The sequence below is a fragment of the Sphingomonas sp. FW306-1B-B10E genome, from assembly GCF_058782005.1.
The window spans coordinates 1-22669 of record NZ_JBYSXG010000003.1 but is presented as its reverse complement, the minus strand read 5'-3'; the positions used below and the strand labels follow the sequence as shown (position 1 = coordinate 22669).

The window sequence follows — 22669 nt, the reverse complement described above, 5'->3', positions numbered from 1 at the left end:
CCCGCTGCGCAGGGCGCGGCGGGTCCCCGCTCGCGCAAGGGACAAGCCTACGCCGCAAGCGGATCAGTTGCGCTCGGGCGCCGCCGCATCCGCCTTCGGTCGATCCGCAGGGCCAGACACCTCGATCACCGTCTCCGGATTGGCCGGCACCACCGATTCGGGCAACAAATCCACCGCACTATCCACGCGAACGGAAGCGGAGGGATCCCGAATGGGGCGATCGCTTGCGACATCTCCTACGATCAGCGAGTCCAAACCGCTGACCGCGGTAGTCAGGCCAGGCCAGTCCCCACGGTGCGCAGCGCGACGAAAATCCTTTTCGGGATCGTAGCCGGCGATGCCAGGGATCAGTCGAGACGCCTCGAGCAACCCGGACACGGCGAGCAGGTTTGCCCTAGCCAGATTCTCGTTCGCGAGAACAGATACGTAGGAGTTACGAATCGTCAACAGGTCGCGCGCCAGGTCCAGCGTGTCGAGCGTGGTCCGCGCACCTGCCTTTTCCTGGATCAGCGCACCTTCATACGCCTTGCGGGCCGCGTCGCTCGCGGCAGCATAATGCTGGAGCGAGGCACGTGCCGCAGCAAGCTGATTCCAGTTGCTTCCAACGGTTTCGCGTACTTCGCGGAGGGCTTGGTCTATCAATAACCAATCCGCTTGATTTGCTTCACGCGCACCGTCCACTCTCGCCTGGCGAAGCCCGCCGTCGATCAACGGCACCGAGACGACGATCTCTCCGCGTAGCGACTGCGCTCGCAAGCTGTTTCCATAGGGAGAGACAGGGCCCGAATTGGCGCTTCCGCGCAGCGCGACATCCGCGCCTTGCTCCGCCTTGGCCTGTTCGATTGCCGCGCGGGAGATCTTCTCGCGCGATTGCGCCGTGCGAATGACCGGGCTGTTGGACTCGGTAAACAGATAGGCAGAACTAAGATCGACGAACGGGACGCTCAGGAGCACCGGAGGCGCCAATTTTGCCGAGGGAGCGGCGCCGACGATCTGGACAAACTGCGCCCGGCTGACCGCGAGCTGGCCGCGCGCGCTGATCAGTTGCGCCTCGCCCGCTTCGAAACGGGTGCGAACCTGCTCGAGATCGCTGGCGGTAATGTCGCGAACGTCGAACCGCTCGCGACTGTTGAGATACTGGCGTTCGAGCAAAGCCAGATTCTGCTGGGCAATATCGACGAACGCCGTGTCACGTTGAACGCTGATATAGGCGTTCAACGCACTCAGTAGCAGCTGCGATTCGACCAGCCGCAAAGTATCGCGCTGGAATGCCACCTGGGCCAGCGCTGCCCGCTCTGCGCTGGTGGCCCGTCCTGACGTGAATATCGGCTGGGTGACGATCGCCGAGGCGGTCGAAGACCAGCCCGACTGCGGCAGCGCGAGGTTTCGCGTAAGATCCGTTCGATCATAGGCGTATCCGTGCGATCCGGTTACCGTCAGCTGCGGTCCGAAAGCCGCACGCGCCGCCGGGACCTGATAATTGGTGGAGCGCAAGGTCGCCCGCTGCGCAAGCAACTGCGGATTGCGCTCGTAGAGCACCGTGATGGCTTCAGGAAGGTTCGTGACCTCCTTGATTTCAGCTCCAGGCATACCCGTCGGCCGGCCGGCGAGATCGATGAGTGTCGGGTTGAATACCGGCTCGGCGACCAGCGGCGCGGGTACGGTTTGCGCCGACGAACTGACCGGTGCCCAAAACGCTGCTCCGGCGAACAGCGCCACAACTCCCCTGCCCCCACGCATCTGCATGCCCTTCGTCAATTGTCCCGGAACGCGCGCGCGAATTGGTCGCGCAGCGGCTTGGTGATGTAGCTCAGCATCGAGCGACTGCCGCTTTGGATGTAGATCTCGGCCGGCATACCCGGCTTGAGCGCCAACCCCCCAAGCGCCTTCAAACCGGTCTCGTCGATCGCGATCCGAACGGCGTAGTAGCTACGCTGCCCCTCATTGTCGGTGGTCCGCTCCGGCGCGACGAAGACGACCCTTCCTTCGACCTCCGGTGTGGCAGTCATCGAAAAAGCCGAGAACCGTATCCGCGCACGCTGCCCCTGCGCCACCTGATCGATGTCTGCGGGGCTGATCATCGCCTCGACCAGCAACTTGTCCGTGTCCGGCACGATCTCCATGATCGTCTCGGCGGGCCGTACAACATCACCGATGGTCGCAAACGCCATCTTGTCGACGACCCCGGAATAGGGCGCGCGGATCAAGCTGCGGTCCTTGGCGTCGCCGGCCGTAACGCTTCGCACCTGCTGCTGGTTGAGTGTTCCGTTGACCGCAGCGAGCTGGGTTCCGGCATCCGAGCGCCGGGTCTCGTGCATCTGCAACATCTGCTCACGCGCTTCGGTGATCCGCGCTTCGGTTTGCGCGATCTGAGCCTCGAGACTGGCAATGCTGCCGCTGAGTTCCGATGATGTCCGTTCGAGCTGGTTCAGTCGGTTGATCGTGACGAGATCTTTGCGCCAAAGGTCCCGAACGCCGTCCTGCTCCGGCTTGATAAGCTCCTGCTGCTCTCGCAAGGACCCAATCTGGGCGCGATAGCCACGGATCTGCTGTTGATATTGCGTTACGCGCGCTGCGAGCTGGCTGGCGATGCCCGTACGCTCGCTGGCGCGGATCGCGAACAGCTTCTGCTCGTCCGCCATGGCCTTGCGGGCGCCTGGGTCCTCGCTCGACAAAAGCTCCGGCGGAAATGCGATGGCCGCGGTACCCAACCGCTCCGCTTCCAGCCGCGCGCGCTGCGCCATCAGCTGGTACACCGAGAGAGAGGAGAGCTCGGCGTCGGTTCCGGTCACGGTATCGTCGAACTGCATCAGCGGCTGGCCCTTCACGACATGGGTGCCGTTCTTGACGAAGATACCGGCGATGATCCCGCCTGTCGGATGCGCCACGCGCTTGACGCGCGATTCGACACCTACCTGCCCTGCCCCGATTACCGCGCCACCGATCGGCACGAGCGTCATGGCACCGCCAAAGCCAAAGACGAGAAGCCCGATAGCGATCCAGGTGGTACGCAGTTTTTGCATGACCCGTTTCCGCGGGTCCTGCATCACGTCCTCGTAGCCGTCGTCGGCCAGAACGATGCCGGTAGCCATTACGCGGTACCTTTCGTCGTAACGTTTGCCTGTGGCGGGCCGGATCGCGCGTCGGGCTGGCCCGAAGGCAGACTGGGCGCGGTGATCTTGGCGAGCACTTCGGCCCGAGGTCCCAGCATTTCGGCACGGCCGTTGCGCATGAACAGCACGAGATTGACTTGGCTCAACGCAGAGGGGCGGTGGGCAATGACGATCGCTATTCCGCCCCGCGCACGAACAGCGGCTATCGCATGTTCGAGCGCCCGCTCCCCGTCCGTGTCGAGATTTGAATTCGGCTCATCGAGAAGTACCAGAAAAGGATCGCCGAACAGCGCGCGCGCCAGACCGATACGCTGGCGCTGACCAGCTGAGAGCTGCGCGCCGTCGGTGCCCACCGGCGTCTCATAGCCTTGCGGGAGCTGAACGATCATATCATGCACGCCCCCCGCTTTCGCGGCCTGCACTATCTTCTCCGACGAAGCCTCCGGATCAAAGCGCGCGATGTTCTCGGCTACCGTTCCATCGAGCAACTCAACAGTCTGCGGCAAGTACCCGAGATAGCTGCCCAAGGTGTCCGCCGGCCATTGATCGAGCGTGGCGCCGTCGAGCCGCACTTCGCCGCGCACCGGTCGCCATACTCCGATCAGTGCGCGCGCAAGCGAAGTCTTGCCGGCCGCGCTCGGCCCGACGATCCCAAGCGCCTCGCCCGCCTTGAGTTCGAGATCGACGCCCTGCACCGTCAGCCGCTGACTTCCCGGCGGCGCAACATGCAAGTTGCGTACGCTCAAGGAAATCTCGGGGCGCGGCAGCACGACCATCGTGTCGGGCTCTGGTGGAATGCGGTTGAGCAAGTCCACGAGGCGCTTCCAGCCCTGACGCGCCGCGGTGAACCCCCGCCAATTCGCGATCGCCATATCGACAGGAGCCAAAGCACGCCCGGACAGAATCGACGACGCGAATATGACCCCCCCGCTGGCACTGCCCTCGATGACCAGCAGCGCGCCTACGGTGAGCAGAGCGGACTGCAGAAACAAGCGGAAGACCTTGCTGGCACCCCCGAGCAACGCGGCAGTCCGGGACAATGAGTCATGGGCAGATAGGAAGCCATGATTCATCATCGCCCACCGGTCTTGCAACCGTTGCCGCATGCCGAGGGCAGTAAGCACCTCCACATGCCGCAGGTTGTTCTCGGCGCTGTTGTTGCGGTGCGCTGCCACCTGGCTGAGCCTCAGCGTAGGCTCCTTCGTCATCCGATCTGTGATGATCGTCAGGATGACTAGCACAATCGCCCCCACCAATGCCGTCACGCCGAGCCAATAATGAAGCAGGAAGAGCACGCCGATGAAAAACACCATCCACGGAAGGTCGATGAGCGCGGAGGGGCCAGGGCCGCTGAGGAAACCTCGCACCTGATCGAGGTCCCGCATCGCAATCAGCCCATCCCCGGGCATTTGAATCCCCTGAAGGCGAGCTTCCGAAATGGCGCGCTGCACGCGGCCGCCGACCTCACGGTCGATTCCGAGGCCGACGTCGGAAAGGATTCGCGAGCGCGTCGTATCGAAATATGCCTGAAACAGATAAGCGACGACAACCATCATGAGGAGTCCCGCCAGCGTCGGCACGCTGTGGCTGGGCAACACCGAATCATAGACGAGCATCATGTAGATCGAGCCGCTGAGGAGCAGCACATTCAACACGGCGCTGATCACCACGACGCCGACGAACGCGCGCTTATACCGCGACAAGGCGATCCCGAGTTCTGATTGCTTGAGCCGGCTCATCGGACCATCCGCTCGGCGGCCGCACGATGTCGCGGCCACCCTGTTGTTTCGCCTCGTGCCGATGGCGCGACGCGATCACCCCCCGGTGACGCTCCCCGGTGCCAGAAAACTTTCCTCGATACCACCGCTTTTGCGCGTCGCGCAGACTTTGCGGCAAGCTGATTGGGCAATCTCCTCAAGGAATTACTCGCCGCGTCGAAGTCATCACGCCTGACCCGGCGGACGCAGAAAAACGGCCGAGATTTCTCCCGGCCGCCTTTCTCGATTTTCAGCAAGCGGACCAGAAGTCCCGCTTGCTCAGAGGAATACGAAGTCGCCGGCCGAGACGGTCGCCGCGGCGAACGTCGCCAGCTGCACCTGGGCTGCACCACCGGCGCCGTCGGCGTCGTACCAGAGGCTATGGGTCACCGCGTCGAAGATGAACTGCGCACCGCCACCGACGGCCCCGCTGCCCAAGGTCAGCGAGGCTGCGACGTCGTAGCCGTCTGCCGCTGCAAACGCGAGCTTGTCGATGCCCGTCTCGAAACCGCGGATCATGTCGACGCCATTGGCAGCGCCGGCAGCATCGAAGATGAAGGTGTCGGCGCCTGCGCCGCCAGCAAGCGAGTCATTGCCGCCGCGCCCACGGATCGTGTCGTCGCCGGCGAGGCCGAGGATCTCGTTGACCCCATTCGTGCCCGACAGGACATCGGAAGCGAACGTTCCCTCGAGGTTCTCGAAGCCAGTGATCTTGTCGATGCCCTGGCCAGTGTTCTGGTTCGACGTGATCGAGAGGTCGACCGTAACGCCGACACCGGCCACTGCCCCAACCTTGAAGGTGACCAGGTCCGTCCCGGCGCCGCCGTCAAGCACGTCGTTGCCGAGACCGCCACTGATCACATCGTCGCCACCGACACCGTAGATGCTGTCGTTGCCGCCGAGGCCGTGGAGCTGGTTCTTTCCCTCGCTGCCACGAATTGCATTGGCCAGCTCGTTGCCGTTGCCGCTGGAGTAACCGTTGCTGTCCGTCGCGGCAGTTGCAGCGATCAGCAGGATCTCGCAGTTCGCCTTCAGCGTGTAGCCAGCGAGGTAGGAGACGACCGTATCCTTGCCTTCGCCCGCGGCTTCGATCACCTGATCGCCATCGCCCTGAACGTAATAGGTATCGTCGCCGGTGCCGCCGTACATGCGGTCACCGTCGCCGCCACCGGTCAGCTGATCGTTGCCGGCGCCGCCATAAAGCGTATCCTGACCGTCCCCGCCGTAGAGCACGTCATTGCCATCGCCGCCGTACAGAATGTCGGCCCCGGCATAGCCATAAAGATAATCATCACCCGTGCCGCCGATCAGCGTGTTCGCACCAGCGTCGCCATACAATGTCTCGTCCATGATCAATCTCCCAAACGCGCGAATCCAATCGGACGGGCACCCCCCCGACCTGAATGAAGAATATTATTTTCGATCCCGAGCTGAATTTAACACTCGTTTAACATTTAAGCTCTGTCAACGGCGGATCCGCGTCGAAGCGTGGCATCAGGTCGATGAACCGTTAACCATCATGAAGGGCTGCGGCAGAGCCGCGCAAATTAAATGTTCAAGCTTCAAGGACTTAGGATCGCCGAACCCACTCCGAGGCGCGCCACGGTGAGATCCTCTATGAGCAAAACCGGTTCAAATTGGGGCGACTGAACCGCATTGTGCGCTGCAAAATATCTGCCTTTCATAGGCAAAATGCGCAGCCAATTCGTGTACGACGTCCGCGACTCGCAGTCAGGCGATCAGGGGGCAGCAGTCGACACGACGTCCTGGCGACGCGGCATCGCGCTCGCTCAGCAATTTCGGGAGGAACGGGAATCCATGAAAATCACGATGGTGGGATCCGGATATGTGGGGTTGGTTTCCGGAGCGTGTTTTGCCGACTTTGGCCATGACGTAGTGTGCGTCGATAAGGACCAGGCCAAGATCGATTTGCTCCTTAAGGGAACGATGCCGATCTACGAACCAGGTCTCGACGAACTGGTCGGTCGCAATGTCGCAGCCGGGCGCTTGCGCTTCACGACAGATCTGCCTGAGGCTGTCCGGGGTGCTGAGGCCGTGTTCATCGCGGTGGGTACGCCATCGCGGCGCGGGGACGGCCATGCAGACCTGAGCTATGTCTACGCCGCGGCTGAAGAGATAGGGCGCTCTCTCACCGGTTTCACGGTGATCGTTGACAAGTCTACCGTTCCGGTCGGCACTGGCGATGAGGTCGATCGGATCATTCGCGAGGTCAACCCGACTGCGGACTTTGCCGTTGCGTCAAACCCGGAATTCCTGCGCGAAGGTGCGGCTATCGACGATTTCAAGCGGCCCGATCGCATCGTCGTCGGCTCGGAAGATCCGCGGGCACTGGCGGTGCTGCGGGAGGTCTATCGGCCGCTTCACCTCAACAAGTCGCCAATCGTGGAGATGAGCCGCCGGGGTGCTGAGCTCACCAAATATGCAGGCAACGCCTTTCTTGCGACCAAGATCACGTTCATCAACGAGATCGCAGACCTGTGCGAGAAGGTCGGCGCGAACGTCCAGGAGGTGGCGCGTGGGATCGGTCTCGATGGCCGCATCGGTGACAAATTCCTCCACGCGGGCCCTGGTTACGGCGGTTCGTGCTTCCCCAAGGACACGCTCGCATTGCTAAAGACTGCGCAGGATTACGAGGCGCCGCAGCGCATTGTTGAAGCTGTGGTCTCGGTGAACGACAACCGCAAGCGCGCGATGGGCCGCAAGGTGATCCAGGCAATGGGCGACGACGTGCGCGGAAAGACCGTCGCGATACTCGGCCTGACGTTCAAGCCGAACACGGACGACATGCGTGACAGCCCCGCGATCGCAGTGATTCAGACCTTGCAGGATGCCGGCGCAAAGATCCAGGCCTTCGACCCCGAAGGGCGGGAACAGGCTGAAAAGGTGCTCAGCGACGTCACCTATTGCGAAGGTCCGTACGAGGCAATGGACGGTGCGGATGCAGTGGCGCTTGTGACCGAATGGGACGCGTTTCGCGCGCTGGATTTGAAGCGGATGAAGACCCTGCTGAAGCAGCCGGTCGTCGTCGATCTTCGCAACATCTATCCTCGTCACATAATCGAGGAAGCTGGCTTCACCTATACAGCGGTGGGTCGCTGAGGTGGCGGCCCCTGTCCTTGTCACCGGCGCTGCGGGCTTCGTCGGCCATGCTACCGCCCATCGCCTCCTTGAGCGCGGAGAAGAGGTCGTCGGGATCGATGTCATCAATGACTATTATGATCCGGCGTTGAAGCATTCGCGTCTCGCGACCTTCGAAGGCAAGTCCGCTTTTCGCTTCGAGAAGATGGACATTGCGGATGCCGAAGCGATAGCTGCTCTCGTCAAGCGCGAGAAGATCACGCGCGTGGTGCATCTCGCCGCGCAGGCTGGTGTGCGGTACAGCATCGAAAATCCGTTCGCCTACGAACGGTCAAACCTCGCCGGCCATCTCTCGGTGATGGAAGCCTGTCGCCACGCCGACGGTCTCGAGCATCTGGTCTATGCGTCCTCTTCGTCCGTCTATGGCGACAAGCCGATGGGAGGCACGGGCTTCACGGAGGACGAACCGGCAGCCTCACCGGTCTCGCTTTACGCAGCGACCAAGCGCGCCTGCGAACTGATGAGCCAAAGCTACTCGACGCTCTACGGCATGCCACAGACCGGCCTTCGCTTCTTCACCGTGTATGGCCCGTGGGGCCGGCCGGACATGGCGTATTTCTCCTTCACGCAGAAGATCATGAAGGGCGAAGCGATCGAGGTTTACGGCGAAGGCAAGATGGCCCGCGACTTCACCTATATCGACGATATCGTCGAAGGTGTGCTGGGCGCATTGGACAACCCGCCGCCCGGTGGCGCGCATCGCGTTCTGAATATCGGGGACAGCCATCCGGTGGGGCTGATGGAGATGATCGAGACGCTCGAGCGCGCGCTCGGCAAATCCGCCGAGAAGATCATGCGGCCGATGCAGCAGGGCGACGTGACCGCCACGTATGCGGACGTGTCGAAATTGCATGCGCTGACCGGCTACAAGCCGAAGGTCATGCTCGCAGAAGGACTAGAGCGCTTCGCGCGATGGTACCAGGACTATTATCGGGTCTGAGAATTTAGGGCGGCGGCGCGAACCGCCGCCCTTTTCAAGTTCAAAGTAGAAAGTCGCTGGTTCCGAGATTGACGAAGCCGGCGAGCTTGATCGTGAACTCGGCCGTATTGGGATCGTTGTCGGTGTTCCCGAGCACGATCGTGTTGTCGCCGTCATAATACCAGATCAAATTATGATCGGCGCTGAAGCGCACCGAATTGACCGGAGAGTCGAAAGTGAAGTCGGTGCCTCCCACCCGATACTGAGATAGGTCGATGCGATCCTGTCCGCGGGTGAAGTCGGTGATCATGTCGCCGGAGTCGCGGTTGTCGAGGAAACGGAACACGTCGCTTCCCGCGCCGCCGGTAAGCCGGTCCGCCCCATAGCCACCGATCAGGATGTCATTTCCTGCATCGCCGTTCAGCACGTCATTGCCCGACCCACCGAACAGTACATCGTTGTCATTGCCGCCGGCAAGGCTATCGTTGCCGGTGCCACCGTACAGGGTATCGTTCCCCGATCCGCCAGTCAGCGTGTCTTTGCCGGCCCAACCATACACCGTGTCGTTGCCGTTCCTCGCGTCGAAGGTGTCGTTACCGGTGGTGCCATAAGCGACATTGGCGTTGTTGAGTGCAGAGCTGCTGAACGACGTAAACAGCGACGCTCCGCTCTTGAAGCCATCGAGATCATTCGCGTCGCCCACGCCGGAATAGACATCTGCGGCCGACGCCCACTCGTTCAGACCCTTGACCGTGACGTTGATCGCATGCTCGGTGCCGTCGGCGGCGTGAATGACGACCTGGTCGATCGTTTTCTGGCCGTCGTTGAGGTTGTCGAGCTGGCCGTCAAACGGATTGAGCAGATACAGCCAGCTGCCGTCGTTGGTCAGCACCAGATAGCCATACTCACCCTTGTAGATGCCGCCATCAAATCGCGCTGGACCATCCGCATCGGTGATTGTCAGCTTGCCGGAGGCAAGCAGATCGCGATCCTCGGTGACGGTGCCGGTATCGTCCCCGCCGATTACCGCCGCCTCACTGGTTCCCTTGACCGTGAACGTCAGAGCCTTCTGCGTGCCGTCGATGCTCCGGACCATGACCGTGTCCGTGCGCACATCGCCGGCTTTCAAGGACTGGACCGCTGCAGTGTTATTGTTGAGCGTGTAGGTCCAATTGCCATCGCCGCCCACCGCTAGCGAGCCATAGGTTCCGCTGATCGTTCCGGCCTGGAAGCCCGCCTCGCCGCTATCGGCGTCCACGACGTTGAGCTTGCCGCTCGCGGTGACGATCTGATCTTCGATCAACGTGGCCGAGGCAGCTCCCGTAATGACCGCCGCGTCGTTCACGCCCGCGACGCTGATCGAAACCACCTTAGTAGTGCCATCCGCGGTGCGAACCGAGAGTGCGTCCGTGGCCGCCTGCCCTCCTTTGAGCGACTGTGCCGCGACATTGTCGAGCGTGTAGGTCCACTTGCCATCGGCAGCGATCGTAAGAGTGCCCCACGCGCCTGCCAGAGTCTCAGGCACGAAAGCGGCCTCCCCGGCGTCCGCGTCGCTGACGGTCAGCATGCCCGAAGCCGTGAGTGGCCCGTCCTCGGTAACGGCTCCAGTAGCCAGGCCGCCGACAACTGCCCCATCATTGGAGCCCGTGACGGTAACCTGCACGGTCGCCGTAGCCGTTCTCCCGAACGGCGTGGTGATCGTATAGGACAACACCACCAGCGCCGTCTGACCGGAAGCGAGATAGTCGAAGTCGCTACCGGGATCGAACAGCAGCTTGCCGTCGACGATGGACGCGGTGCCGGATCCCGAGGGCGCGGCCGCCCAGCTAAGCGCCAGGGGCGCCGGTCCGCTGTCGTTTGCGAGCACGTCGATCACCAGTGCCGCATTTTCGTCGGTCGTGCCGCTGTCCGAGGTAGCCGCCGGAACCAGATACGGTTGGATCTGCGCCCAGGAAGTGCCAAGCCCGCTCGCGTCGGCAATATTGATCTGCTGGATCAGCCCATTGGGACGCGCGATCGTAAGGACCGCATTGTCGTTGGTCAGCGCCTTGGCAACGCTGGCCTCCGGATGCGTCGCTAGGAAGGTGCCGATATCAGAATAGCTTGCCAAGGCGATGGTTGCCGCGTTTGCGCCATAGCCATCGAGGCGAATTACGTCGCCCTCGACGAAGTTCAGATCGGCGATCCGGTCGGAAGCGCTGGCCTCCGCCACCTCAGCGATATCAAACAGGAAAAGGTCGGCGCCCGCATCGCCCTTGACCCAGTCATGCCCAGCGCCGCCGATCAGGACGTCGTTACCCGCGCCCCCTGCGAGGCTGTCATTGCCCGCGAGGCCGCGCAATAAATTGGCGCCCGCATTGCCGCTGATGCTGTTGTCCAAGGCGTTGCCTGTCCCCGAGAGATTCTCTACCCCGATAAGGGAGAGCACCTCCAGATTGTCACCGAGCGTATAGGAGATGCCTGATCGCACATGGTCGACGCCCTCGCCTGCCCTCTCGACGACCTGATCCCCGGCCGAGTCGACGATATAGGTATCGTTGCCTGTGCCACCTTCCATGTAATCATCGCCCAACCCACCATCGAGTTGGTCGTTACCCTCGCCACCATACAGCGAATCGTTGCCCGTTACCCCGCGGAGATTGTCGGCGCCGTCTCTCCCGTAGATAATATCATCGCCGCCTCCCCCATAGATGTTGTCGTTGCCGTCGCTACCGTAAATGGTGTCGTCCCCCGACGTCCCATTGGTCGTGCCGCTACCGGCGAAAATCTCAGCCATTTCTATTTCCCCCGCTACAATACTCCTTCCAGAAACGAGGCACGCGCTGCCGTCGGTTTCCGTGTGGAGTCGTTGCACGCGAGGCATAGGTGGCTAATTAACAATTTAGCAATATTTGCTTTTCCGCCGTCCAGCTTTGGCACAATTCCGGGTCGAGTAAATCTTTAATCAGCTGCGCCGATCTTTGATTGCCTGCCCAGCAAGCGGTCTTGTGAAGTTCGAGCGTCAAATCCTTATTGTGTCGGCTGGACAAGCCCTTTAGGCGGCACCCCATCAGGGGGGACTTCCGATGATCAAGCCGCTGCGCAAGGCCGTTTTTCCGGTGGGGGGCCTCGGCACCCGTTTCCTGCCCGCCACCAAGGCGATGCCTAAGGAGATGCTGCCGGTCGTCGACCGGCCGCTGATCCAATATGCGGTCGACGAGGCGCTGGAAGCGGGGATCGAGCAGATGATCTTCGTCACCGGGCGCGGCAAGAGCGCGATCGAGGACCATTTCGACATCGCCTATGAGCTCGAGACGACGATGACGTCGCGCGGCAAGTCGCTCGATGTGCTCGAGGCGACGCGATTGAAGCCCGGCGCGGTCGCCTATGTCCGCCAGCAGGAGCCGATGGGGCTGGGCCACGCCGTCTGGTGCGCCCGTGACATTGTCGGCGACGAGCCCTTCGCGGTGTTGCTCGCCGACGACTTCATGCTGGGCGAGCCCGGCTGCCTCAAGCAGATGGTCGAGGCGTACAACAAGACCGGCGGCAACATGATCTGCGCGGAGCAAGTCCCCGACGACCAGACGCATCGCTATGGCATCATCACCCCGGGTGGCCGCGACGGCGCACTGACGGAGGTCAAGGGATTGGTCGAGAAGCCGGCCCCGGGGACTGCGCCCTCCAACCTGTCGGTTATCGGACGCTATATCCTCCAGCCCGAAGTGATGCGCGTCCTCGAAGGACAAAGCGCGGGCGCGGGCGGCGAGATCCAGCTGACTGACGCGATGGCGCGGATGATCGGGGACCAGCCGTTTCACGGCGTGACCTTCGCCGGCACTCGCTACGATTGCGGCGACAAGGCCGGCTTCATCCAGGCGAACATCGCGGTTGCGCTGAAACGGGAAGACATCGCGCCCGCGGTGCGAGCATTTCTAGACAAACAAGTTTATTAAAGTCGAGGCACAGCACTTTCCAAAACCTAAATGCAGCCCTATCCTGTGAACCCAGACGTCAACAGGCGCGTTAAATAATTACAAGTTTGATCTGGGAGAGACCTCAGATGGCATATTGGCGAGCGTACCAGTCTCCTGCCATCCAGCATGGCACTCCGCATCGCGTTCGGAAATCGGTACCTGCCTCGTCGCTCGCAGCTTCTCCGGGGCATAACTGGAACTTCGAGCCACCGTTTCTCCCTGTCCAAGGAGACATCGTCGAGCGGCTTGTGTGCTCTGCCTCGCGAGTGGCAGGTCCGGTGTCGCTGGCGTTGGCAGTGGCCGGCATTTTGACGCTGATATTTTAGGCTTCGCTTTTTGTGATTGGCCTAAAATGCGGTCAATTGCGTCATCTCAGGACACCTTACGCGGCATTTGACTCCTCGCACCTGCACAACGAACTAGATATATTATTTATAGTTCGTTAAGGTTTGCTGCATTGCAACATTGCGATTCGCAGTAGACTTCCCTGGGGGGCAAGGCGAGTGACTGTTCACAGGCAAATTGCGGCTGCGGCCGAGTTCGCACCATATGCTCATGATAGCGGTGCGCGACTGTCGAGGAAATCCCTCCGTATCCTCCTACATATGGAGCTGCTGGGGATTGATGTCGCCTCGCTGGCCCTCGGCCCGCTCATCGCATCCGCCCTGCTTGTCCGGTTTGGCTTTGCGCAGGGCGATGCCTATGCATCCTACGCCGTGCTTGTCGCCTATGCGACCGTGGCGGTCATGCGCGGCGCATATTCTACCCCGGCGCTTCTCCGCGCCCTGGAATCCGTTCGGCTCGCCCTGTTTTCTCTGGTCACCGCGGTCTTGCTGATCCTCATGGTCGCGTTCTTGCTTAAGAGCGGCGCGCAAATTTCCCGCATGACCTTCGGCACCGGTGCCCTGACGAGCGCACTGCTCCTGGCGGGCGGACGGCTGTACTTCACTCGGCAAGTCAAGAAATTCACTGCGGGAACGCTGACCGATTCGCTGGTAATCGTGCAAGGCAAGCCGCTTCGCTCTCATGCGCTGGGCACCACGATTGTAGACGCGGATGCAATCGGCCTGCGTCCCGATCTGCACGATCCCGCAATGATCGCATATTTCGGGCAGCTGGTGCAAAATTTCGATCGCGTTGTGGTCGACAGCGATCACGATCATCGCGCCTGGGCCCTGTTTCTGAAGGGCGCGAACATCAACGGCGAAATCCTGGTGGAGCGCTCGAACGACGTCGGGGTAATCGCGCTCAACCAGTTTCAGGGCTCGGACACGCTCGTCGTGGCGCGGCAGCCGCTTGGCTATTCGGATCGCCTGAAAAAGCGCCTCCTGGATCTCGCCATCACCGTCCCCCTGATCGTCATGCTCTCGCCGCTTCTCCTAGTTGTGGCACTTGCGATCAAACTGGACTCGTCTGGTCCGGTCTTCTTCCGTCAGGACCGGGTGGGACGCGGCAATCGCCTGTTCAAGGTTCTGAAGTTCCGAAGCATGTACGTGGAGCGTTGTGACGCACAGGGACAGCGTTCCGCATCGCGCGCGGATGACCGCATCACTCGGATCGGAAAGTTCATTCGCTCGACCTCGATCGATGAGTTGCCGCAGCTCCTGAACGTACTCTCCGGCGATATGAGTCTCGTGGGGCCTCGCCCCCACGCACTTGGGTCCCTGGCCGGGGACCGGCTCTTCTGGCAAGTCGACGATACTTACTGGCTGCGGCACCAGCTCAAGCCTGGCATAACCGGACTGGCACAGGTTCGCGGCTTCCGAGGTGCGACGACTGAGGCGCGCGACCTAACCGACCGACTTCGGTCGGACATGGAATATATCCAGGGCTGGGACATCTGGCGCGACATCGCAGTGCTCGCCAACACGTTCCGCGTGATCGTCCACAAGAACGCTTTTTGATTTCTTGAGGGAAAGGACCTCGCGTAGGGCAGCGAATACGCTGGCCTCAGCCGCGCGCTGATTGATCCGGTACACGTGCCCAGCGATCTACGCCCTTCGCGCTAGGCGACCGGCCGTAGCACGATCGACAGGGCGCGTTCCGGGACCATTGGTCCCGAATTACCTCGAGAATCCGAATCGCTTTTCGAGTTCGGCCCTAGTCGCGATCTCGCGCTTAGCCCCGGTCTTAGTCTTAACATGCTCAAAGAGGTCGGGTCGTATCTCGTGCCACCACGGTAGATCGATCGCGCTCTGCTCGTGCAAGTGCGCGAGGTAGGCATCGAGCGTCTTGAAGCGCCGTCCCATGGCAAAGGGCAAGTTCGCCACGCCGTTAGATTGACCCACGCCGTTCACCGCCCGCCCTTGCTTATGTTTCACACCAAGAATCGCAGTCTGCGCCTGAGCAGGCGCAGCACAACCGATGCCGAGGGCACAGGCCAGAATGGCACGGCTCCATGTGGATTTAACAAACATTTCGCGGAGCATAGCGTGTTGCCAGGTGAAAGTTAATATGTTCTGAATAGGCATCGTTTAGCGATCTTCGCAAACGGCATGAGGGGCTTTGCAACATGTCATCTCCACTTACGCGAATCGACACCGAGGGGCGAATCACTTCGATCCGAGAATATGACCACGACCTCAGCGAGCTCGCCGCTGCTGCTGCCGTGGCCGACGAGCCCGAAGGGCTTAGCATCGCGGTCGGCGGCTCTGCGAGCGGCGTGATCAACGCAAATGGCGACACTGACACATTTACGGTATCGCTCGTCGCTGGACAGACCTACCTTTTCTCGCTTCGTGGCACCGGCGCTGGCGCGCTCAGCGATCCGCTCCTGACGGTGCTGAACCCAAATGGAGTGACCGTCGCAACCGACGATGATGGCGGCATTGGAACCAATTCGCTGGTGACGATCACGGCCACGACCACGGGCCTATATTCGATCCGGGCAGCCTCGTTTCAAAATCCGGATACCGACAATGTCGGCGGATACACCATTGACGTCCGGCAGCAGGGCGTCGACGCGGTGGGCGACACGAATGCGACCGCAGGCACGCTGGCACTCGGCACCACCTTCGGATTTCGCGAGTCGGGTACGGGCGGGTCCCCCGTGGATCCAGCGCTGGCTGGCGATCTCGATCGCTATGCAGTCACGCTTGAGGCTGGGAAGTACTATACGTTCAGCATTGCGGGAGGCTATGAGCCGGGCGCTGGCGCCAGCAACAATAGTGCGCTCGACACCTTCCTTATCCTACGCAATGCGGCCGGCACGATCGTAGCTACCAACGACGACGTCAGTGCAACGGATTTCAGCTCTTCGATTGGCTTCTTTGCGCAAACAAGTGGCACTTATTACCTCGATGCGACGGCCTATGCTGGCGACACCGGCGGGTACGTACTGCAGTTCGACAATGTCAGCTTGTCGACGCTTAACCCGCTGGATGCGATCAATTGGCGCACCGCAGATAACGTTCCCTTCGTCGACGTCGGAGGCGTACCGACGGCCTATGTCTATTTCGCCGCGGCAGGTGAGAATTTTGGCGAGCGTGCGGACGACGGTGTCTCCCCGATGGTCACCTACGGCTGGAATGACTTCGAGAAGCAGCAGGTAATGGTCGCTCTTGAGCAATACGAGAAGATTCTCGGAGTGAACTACGAGATCACGACTGACGTGAACCAAGCCACGTTCCGTCTGCTGACTACGGTCTCCGATCTCTATGGTGCGCGCTTTTACCCGCAGGACGAGGCCTATGGCACGCAGCAGGGTATCGGAACCTTCAATATCGCAAATGGCGGCTGGTCGTACGACCATCAGCAGGGCCTCGAGCAAGGCGGGTTCGACTTCGCCGTTGTGCTGCACGAATTCGGCCATGCCCATGGCCTGGCCCATCCGCACGATCGCGGCGGCGGCTCGGATATCATGCTCGGCGTCGTTGGGGCTACGGGCTCGCTCGGTGTGTTCGATCTGAACCAAGGCGTTTACACCGTGATGTCGTACAACGACGCATGGCAGAAACACCCCGATGGGCCATCGCCGCTCACCGGGGCCGGGGTCGACAATGGTTGGTCGGGAACCCTCAGCGCTTTTGACATCGCGGCGTTGCAGCAGCGCTATGGCGTGCACGCCTACGCTACTGGGGATAACGTCTATCAGCTTGCCGATAATGTCGACGATGCGTTCTATCAGACAATTTGGGACACCGGCGGCACGGACACCATCGCGTATGGCGGGAGTCGAAACGCGCAGATCGACCTTACGGCGGCCACCCTGGATTATTCGCCGACCGGTGGCGGCGTGGTCTCGTTCGTCCGCAATGCGCCTGGCACCCCGTCTGCTCAGCAGATCAAAGGTGGTTTCACGATCGCTAACGGGGTGGTCATCGAGAATGCCACCGGCGGACTTGGCAACGACACGTTGATTGGAAACGATGTCGCTAACGTTTTGACCGGCAATGCCGGGAACGACACATTGATGGGCCGCGCTGGTGATGACACCTTGATTGGCGGGCTTGGCAACGACACGCTCAACGGCGGCGACGGGTCCGATACGGCCGACTTCGCCGACGGACCGCAAGGTGTCATCGTTAATCTTGCGCGCGGCACTGCGTCGGGTGCTGGCAACGACACGCTGATCGCCATCGAGAACGTCCGCGCTTCGCGCGGTGACGACACTATCACGGGTGATAGTTTCGCTAACCGCATCAAAGGCGAGACCGGCAACGACCATATCGATGGCGGGGCTGGAAACGATTTGCTCTATGGCGACGGCGGCGACGACACCATTACGGGGGGCGCCGGAGACGATTACATGGATGGCGGCGCCGGATTCGACACCATCGATTTCTATGGAAACTCGCGCGGCGTCGTCGTCGATTTGGGCAATAACCGGGCCCAAGATACCGGTGCCGGCCTGGATCGTTTCGGCAACTTCGAGGCGGTACGCGGCACCGTCTTCAGCGACAGGCTGACCGGCAGCGCCGGAGATGAGCGTTTTAAGGGCGAAGCCGGGGACGATTTCATTTTCGGCCTAGGTGGCAACGACACCCTCTATGGCGACGGCGGTAATGACACCCTCAACGGCGGTACCGGATACGACGTTCTGGGCGGCGGCGCAGGCGTCGATCGCTTTGTCTTCGATAGCCTCGATGGAGATTTGGTCGCTGACTGGACCACGGGCGAGAAAATTGACGTGAGCGCTTTCGCAGGCGCTAGCGTGAACATCGTTTCGCGCTATGGACGCGCGACCGTCTCGTTCGACCTGGACCACGATGGACAATTCGACGACGGCTTTTTCACCGTCAACATCGGTTCGCAGGCATTCTCGTCCGGCGACTTGATCCTCGCCTAAACAAGCCTTCTGCGTTATTTAGGGCGGAGGGAAACCTCCGCCCTTTTTGTATGTCATGTTTGCCGGAGCTGACAGGAATACGATTTTAGTGGCGCTGCGAGCTTAGATTGGGAGCAGTAAGGCTGCGCCGGTCACGACGAGTGGTCAAAAAAGCTTTGGACGGGCATCCGTCGCAGTCCGCTGACGCGAGGAACAGCGCCTTTTGCGTTCAGTGCTGTTGATCGAGCGAGAAGCTCGTATAGACCTCGCTAGGCTCCCTGGAACATGGGCTAGAGCCAGATCCATCGCTTGAAGTTCGTGCCATCGGATCTTCGTGGGGCAAACGGGCACGAAACCGAGGATGCAGGCTATGCCGCAACCTCTCTCGCTGATAGTGCTCCTGGTCTTCCAACAAGGCTTTGGCGTAGTTGCGCCAAAAGACGAAACCGACAGTCAGTGTGCTGATCAGCCCGAAAGCCATCAAGATGAGGAAGGGCCCCAACCATTGTTGCGAAAATGGGTCAAACGCATTTCCTCGCGAGCCCCAGGCACGGAAAATCGCGACCAAAAACCCTAAGACCGAAATGTAAAAAACCGCTCGGACGCCGCCCGTATGTCGCTTCATTACTCACCCCCATCGCCGTGCAGACGATCCCCCCGCCCGCGACCTTTCATACGACGCCACCGCCCAACGTGAAGGCGATGGCCGCAAATCTGCGTCACAGATACCGATCGCAGGTCTATTTGTCCTCAATGCGACGCGACTGAGCGCGTCTCTTCCTCCCCGAGACTGTCTCGATATGACGCAAGAAGATAAGCAAAAGTTTAAGGATTTGGAAGAAATCAATCGTCGATTCGACAAGCGGGCGGCAGCTCGCGACGTCCGCCGTTCGATCGACCGAGGCCGGATCTAGTCCAAGCCTTCAGGGGGCGCTTAACGACGTTCGCCGCTGGTTCCAGTGCGACCGGCTAAGCGCGAGAATGATCGGGTCAATGTCCGACGGCTCGATATCCGATGCAATAAGGGTCCGTCGGGCGAAATCTGTGAACATATCGAAGCACGCTTCGCCGGCTTGGCTCGAAGAATGCCGCAACGGAGTGCGCTGAGGAGGAAAGGCAGCGCGGCGTGCGCCATGCCACGACGGAACATTGCACTGCGCCGACATAGACCGAGCAATAGATAACGCTTTGACTGCACTAATTCCGACACGCTTGCGTGCGTGTCGCTTGAGGTGGATATATAAGTCGCCGGACTTCGTCATTCTTATGAGGATACAATCCTGGTTAAAAAGTGAAGCCGGCATCTTGACGGGGGAGCGATGGAAAGCCGAGCAGCGTGGGTCGGCATCGATACATCGAGCCGCACCTTTGCAATTTGCACCGTTGATGAAACGGGGCTTTGCATCCATCAGGCCGTGGTGCCATCCGACCCAACCGCGGTGGTGGCTTATCTTCGTCAGACCACCGAGCTGCGTGCGATCGCATTGGAAGCATGTTCGACTTCTCTTCACCTCGCTCGCGTGCTGACCGCGCTGGGGTATCCAGTGAGTTTATACGATCCTTTGAGAATCCACCGATTTCTCACGGTTCAGGCGAACAAGACTGACGCTAACGACGCTTTCGGCTTGGCTGAAGTCGCGCGAGTCGCAGGCGGACGCCTTCGCACCGTTTACCTGCGTCCGCCGGACCTCTCCCTGCTTCGATCGAAGCTGATGATCCGCGAGCGCGTCATCAAGATGCGAAGAGTCAATGAAGGGTCGCTGATCAATCTGATGCACTCTTACGGCGTGCGCAGCGATATTAAAATCACTTCCGAAGCGAGCCTGCGCCGCGCAGTGGCGGAGATGGTGGACCAAGCATCCCAGCATTACGACCTTCCGCTCGCAGATCTTGTTGCACCGCTGGTTGCATTAAGCGCCCAGCTGAGGGCGACTGAGCAAATGATCGACGGTGAACTGCGACGCTACGCGCGACGCGACCCGACATGCCAGCGCCTGATGGGCGTGCCTGGGGTCGGCGTAATCACTGCGATTTCCTTCAAAACCGCAATTGGAGATCCGAGTCGTTTTGCCAACGCAAGCGATGTCGGGGCATATTTAGGACTTGCTCCGAAGGTCTGGAAGACCGGTGGCACTTCCAGACGGCGCGGAATCTCCAAGGCCGGAAACGCGCTAACGCGGCGGCACCTTTATATCGCTGCCAAGGCGGCTTTACGATGCCGAGCTCCCGGTAGGCTTCAACGCTGGGCTGGTGGCATAGCCGAACGCTCAGGCCGGAAAAAGGCATTGGTCGCACTTGCGCGCAAGATGTCTGTTATCATGTTATCTCTGTGGAGAAATGAATCGTATTTTGATCCTATTGTTTGAGCGCGCGGCCGAAGAGTCGCGATCTGCCACGACTGCGAATGAAAACCCAACGCCTCGAGCTTGACGTAATTAGTGCAGCTGCGCCTACTCAGAGCCATGAAGATCATGGCTCACACTTTCGATGCGCTAGAGGGGTCGAAAAGCAGTAGCGTTGATCGAGGGCGGTTCGGATCCCCAAAGGCGGCAGACAAAGCGTAAGCTCCTTTAGTGCACAGAACGCTGATCGGCCCCTTGCCATCGAAATTTAAGAAGTAACGATCGCTGCCAGAGTTCGCCATTATCGTCCGAGGCGATCCAAACGAACGTTTCCGCACCTCTTTGAGTGACTGCCAAAGCTTCGAAATTGTCGTGGAGAACCGGTGCCGCGAAGGTAGCAACCTCTTGTCCCTGATATACTCCATCAGCACGCTTGTGCGCGATGTCTACTAAGACGAGTTTGGCAGTGAACAGTTCGGGTAACGAAAATCGTCGATTGAGCACGAGCAATCGCCCGTCGGGTAGCTGAGTCGCATCTGTAGGATCGTAACCCTCGGGTGGGACGTAGGCGAGTTGCTGTGGTTGCTCTCCGCTTTCAGTCGGGTCGGCCTCAAAGCGCAACATGACACGCGCATCGGCTCGGCCTGCAGGACGGCCCATTTCGCTAATGATCAAGAATGCGCCGTTTCGTAGCCGTACCATTGCCTCCGCGCCACCGCCCTTTGGCCAATCCGCCATTGCAAGGGGGCGTGCCGCTGCCTCGGCGCGCGTCATGCTCGCGTTATAGCGCCATATTGCGTTGCGACGCTCGTAGCCGATCCAAATCTTGCCGGTGTCTGGGTCTTGTGTCAGCGACTCAGTATCGCGATCACGTTTCCACAATCCAGTGCCAGGACCTGGCAGGTCGGCAAATGCTATATCGTTCGGACGAAAATCGTCTCTCATTTGAAATTTGACGATGTTCCCGCTATCGCTCAACAGCGTGAAAGCGTTGCCGTTGACGCGCATTGCTGAAAAGCTTCCGAAGGCGTCGTCGTTGCTACTCAGGGCTACGCCGCCAATAAAGGTCAGTTGTCCTACTTTGAACCGGAGCGGATTTGACCTATCGAGAACAACGGGCGTTATTTTAATTTCCGGACGGTCACCCAGGATTCGACGTTGCCTGAGGCTCGAGGACGAAGCTGCCAGGCAAAGTAGCAAGACGATCAAGGCGAGATAGCGCATTCCCGCTTCATACCGGTCCGCCGCATGCGCACTAGGGTCTTTTCGTGGCCCTCCGTCCCTTTGCTCAGCCAGCGGACGAGCGGAGATTAACGCGCGTACCGAGTTCTATCTCGATCGCAATCTTTCATTTTGGCAAATTCTATGCCAATTTTTTTTAATGGGCGGGTGTGGCTCGACCTGGCCACATCCGTGGTTCCAAGGAAGACACCGAGCTATTCCAAAACGAGACAAGGGTTGAGCGGCGCAACCTAGCTGTCATGATCGAGCCCTAGCCCAGCGCCAAGCGCCAGTTCCAGAGTCTCTTCCCCGCGCTGCTTCCGTCCCGTGCCCCCGCACGAGGACCGCCAACAGAGGATCGATCATGGCTGCCAACGTGTTCATCAACGAGATTCACTACGACAATGCCGGTACGGACACCGGGGAGTTCGTCGAGATCGCCGGCGCCGCCGGCACCGATCTCACCGGCTGGAGGATCATCCTCTACAACGGCGCCAACGGGCAGAGCTACAACACCGTCACCCTGAGCGGCGCGCTGGCCAATCAGCAGAACGGCTTCGGCACCCGCGCGGTGACCTACCCGGTCGACGGCGTCCAGAACGGTTCGCCCGACGCGATCGCATTGGTCGATCCCAGCGGCGTGGTCGTCCAGTTCCTCAGCTATGAAGGCGTGTTCACCGCCACCAACGGCCCCGCCGCGGGCCTGACCAGCACCGATATCGGCGTGTCGGAGAGCAACACGGCGCCGGTCGGCGGCTCGCTTGGCCTGGTCGGCAGCGGCACCAGCTACAGCGACTTCCACTGGGCGGCGATCGGCGACGATACCGTCGGCGGCGTCAATGTCGGCCAGACCTTCGGCGGCGTGACGCCGCAGCCGGGCACGCTCAGCATCGCCGATGCATCCACCGCCGAGGGCAATAGCGGCACCCACGACATCGT

14 protein-coding genes are annotated in these 22669 nt (G+C 60.7%); 7 read left to right on the top strand and 7 right to left on the bottom strand.

Features of this window, described 5'->3' with window-relative positions; all coding sequences use genetic code 11:
• Positions 1–63: 63 nt before the first annotated feature.
• The 4 genes from AC3WJI_RS01995 to AC3WJI_RS01980 all read right to left on the bottom strand — a co-directional run bounded on the left by AC3WJI_RS01995 (position 64) and on the right by AC3WJI_RS01980 (position 6220).
• Positions 64–1719, bottom strand: coding sequence for a TolC family protein (locus tag AC3WJI_RS01995; RefSeq protein ID WP_492755559.1), 1656 nt, complete (start codon positions 1717–1719; stop codon positions 64–66).
• A gap of 35 nt (positions 1720–1754) precedes the next feature.
• Positions 1755–3092 (bottom strand): HlyD family type I secretion periplasmic adaptor subunit, encoded by a 1338-nt coding sequence (locus AC3WJI_RS01990; RefSeq protein ID WP_492755558.1) that lies wholly within the window; start codon positions 3090–3092, stop codon positions 1755–1757.
• A complete protein-coding gene (locus AC3WJI_RS01985) occupies positions 3092–4852 on the bottom strand; it encodes a type I secretion system permease/ATPase (RefSeq protein ID WP_492755557.1) in 1761 nt (586 codons plus the stop codon). Before AC3WJI_RS01985 ends, AC3WJI_RS01990 begins: the two co-directional genes overlap by 1 nt.
• Positions 4853–5149: 297 nt before the next feature.
• Positions 5150–6220: a calcium-binding protein gene (locus tag AC3WJI_RS01980; protein ID WP_492755556.1), complete on the bottom strand. Its 1071-nt coding sequence runs from the start codon at positions 6218–6220 to the stop codon at positions 5150–5152.
• Between the two features lie 468 nt (positions 6221–6688).
• On the opposite strand from AC3WJI_RS01980, the gene AC3WJI_RS01975 reads away from it, so the two are divergent.
• Both AC3WJI_RS01975 and AC3WJI_RS01970 read left to right on the top strand, forming a co-directional pair.
• Positions 6689–7990, top strand: a complete 1302-nt coding sequence (locus AC3WJI_RS01975) for a UDP-glucose dehydrogenase family protein (RefSeq protein ID WP_492755665.1) — start codon at positions 6689–6691, stop codon at positions 7988–7990.
• 1 nt (position 7991) lies between these two features.
• Positions 7992–8969 carry an SDR family NAD(P)-dependent oxidoreductase gene (locus tag AC3WJI_RS01970; protein WP_492755555.1) on the top strand — a complete coding sequence of 326 codons (978 nt, stop codon included), beginning with the start codon at positions 7992–7994 and terminating at the stop codon, positions 8967–8969.
• A gap of 40 nt (positions 8970–9009) precedes the next feature.
• Here AC3WJI_RS01970 and AC3WJI_RS01965 read toward each other — a convergent pair whose 3' ends face one another.
• Complete coding sequence (locus AC3WJI_RS01965; RefSeq protein WP_492755554.1) at positions 9010–11724, bottom strand: VCBS domain-containing protein; 2715 nt, start codon at positions 11722–11724, stop codon at positions 9010–9012.
• A 289-nt stretch (positions 11725–12013) separates the two neighbouring features.
• Here AC3WJI_RS01965 and galU point away from each other — a divergent pair, with 289 nt between their 5' ends.
• Together galU and AC3WJI_RS01955 are read left to right on the top strand one after the other, a co-directional pair.
• Positions 12014–12880, top strand: a complete 867-nt coding sequence (galU, locus tag AC3WJI_RS01960; protein ID WP_492755553.1) for a UTP--glucose-1-phosphate uridylyltransferase GalU — start codon at positions 12014–12016, stop codon at positions 12878–12880.
• Positions 12881–13506: 626 nt separating this feature from the next.
• Positions 13507–14805 carry an exopolysaccharide biosynthesis polyprenyl glycosylphosphotransferase gene (locus AC3WJI_RS01955; protein WP_492755552.1) on the top strand — a complete coding sequence of 433 codons (1299 nt, stop codon included), beginning with the start codon at positions 13507–13509 and terminating at the stop codon, positions 14803–14805.
• Positions 14806–14964: 159 nt separating this feature from the next.
• Here the strand turns inward: AC3WJI_RS01955 and AC3WJI_RS01950 are convergent, their stop codons facing one another.
• The gene (locus AC3WJI_RS01950; protein ID WP_492755551.1) at positions 14965–15372 is read right to left on the bottom strand and encodes a hypothetical protein; all 408 of its coding nucleotides are present in this window, start codon (positions 15370–15372) and stop codon (positions 14965–14967) included.
• 41 nt (positions 15373–15413) lie between these two features.
• Between AC3WJI_RS01950 and AC3WJI_RS01945 the strand changes: the two genes are divergently transcribed.
• Positions 15414–18188: a M10 family metallopeptidase C-terminal domain-containing protein gene (locus tag AC3WJI_RS01945; RefSeq protein WP_492755550.1), complete on the top strand. Its 2775-nt coding sequence runs from the start codon at positions 15414–15416 to the stop codon at positions 18186–18188.
• A gap of 1298 nt (positions 18189–19486) precedes the next feature.
• Positions 19487–20533 (top strand): IS110 family RNA-guided transposase, encoded by a 1047-nt coding sequence (locus tag AC3WJI_RS01940; RefSeq protein WP_492755549.1) that lies wholly within the window; start codon positions 19487–19489, stop codon positions 20531–20533.
• A 204-nt stretch (positions 20534–20737) separates the two neighbouring features.
• Here AC3WJI_RS01940 and AC3WJI_RS01935 read toward each other — a convergent pair whose 3' ends face one another.
• Positions 20738–21733 (bottom strand): esterase-like activity of phytase family protein, encoded by a 996-nt coding sequence (locus AC3WJI_RS01935; RefSeq protein ID WP_492755548.1) that lies wholly within the window; start codon positions 21731–21733, stop codon positions 20738–20740.
• 361 nt (positions 21734–22094) lie between these two features.
• Between AC3WJI_RS01935 and AC3WJI_RS01930 the strand changes: the two genes are divergently transcribed.
• On the top strand, positions 22095–22669 hold a 575-nt coding region (locus AC3WJI_RS01930), incomplete at its 3' end, for a lamin tail domain-containing protein (protein ID WP_492755547.1).

What these genes read in the sequence shown, in the direction of transcription:
- AC3WJI_RS01990 (WP_492755558.1), bottom strand. Translation starts at nt 3,092, where the DNA reads ATGGCTACCGGCATCGTTCTGGCCGACGACGGCTACGAGGACGTGATG.
- AC3WJI_RS01985 (WP_492755557.1), bottom strand. Translation starts at nt 4,852, where the DNA reads ATGAGCCGGCTCAAGCAATCAGAACTCGGGATCGCCTTGTCGCGGTAT.
- AC3WJI_RS01980 (WP_492755556.1), bottom strand. Translation starts at nt 6,220, where the DNA reads ATGGACGAGACATTGTATGGCGACGCTGGTGCGAACACGCTGATCGGC.
- AC3WJI_RS01975 (WP_492755665.1), top strand. Translation starts at nt 6,689, where the DNA reads ATGAAAATCACGATGGTGGGATCCGGATATGTGGGGTTGGTTTCCGGA.
- AC3WJI_RS01965 (WP_492755554.1), bottom strand. Translation starts at nt 11,724, where the DNA reads ATGGCTGAGATTTTCGCCGGTAGCGGCACGACCAATGGGACGTCGGGG.
- galU (WP_492755553.1), top strand. Translation starts at nt 12,014, where the DNA reads ATGATCAAGCCGCTGCGCAAGGCCGTTTTTCCGGTGGGGGGCCTCGGC.
- AC3WJI_RS01955 (WP_492755552.1), top strand. Translation starts at nt 13,507, where the DNA reads ATGGAGCTGCTGGGGATTGATGTCGCCTCGCTGGCCCTCGGCCCGCTC.
- AC3WJI_RS01950 (WP_492755551.1), bottom strand. Translation starts at nt 15,372, where the DNA reads ATGCCTATTCAGAACATATTAACTTTCACCTGGCAACACGCTATGCTC.
- AC3WJI_RS01945 (WP_492755550.1), top strand. Translation starts at nt 15,414, where the DNA reads ATGTCATCTCCACTTACGCGAATCGACACCGAGGGGCGAATCACTTCG.
- AC3WJI_RS01940 (WP_492755549.1), top strand. Translation starts at nt 19,487, where the DNA reads ATGGAAAGCCGAGCAGCGTGGGTCGGCATCGATACATCGAGCCGCACC.
- AC3WJI_RS01935 (WP_492755548.1), bottom strand. Translation starts at nt 21,733, where the DNA reads ATGCGCTATCTCGCCTTGATCGTCTTGCTACTTTGCCTGGCAGCTTCG.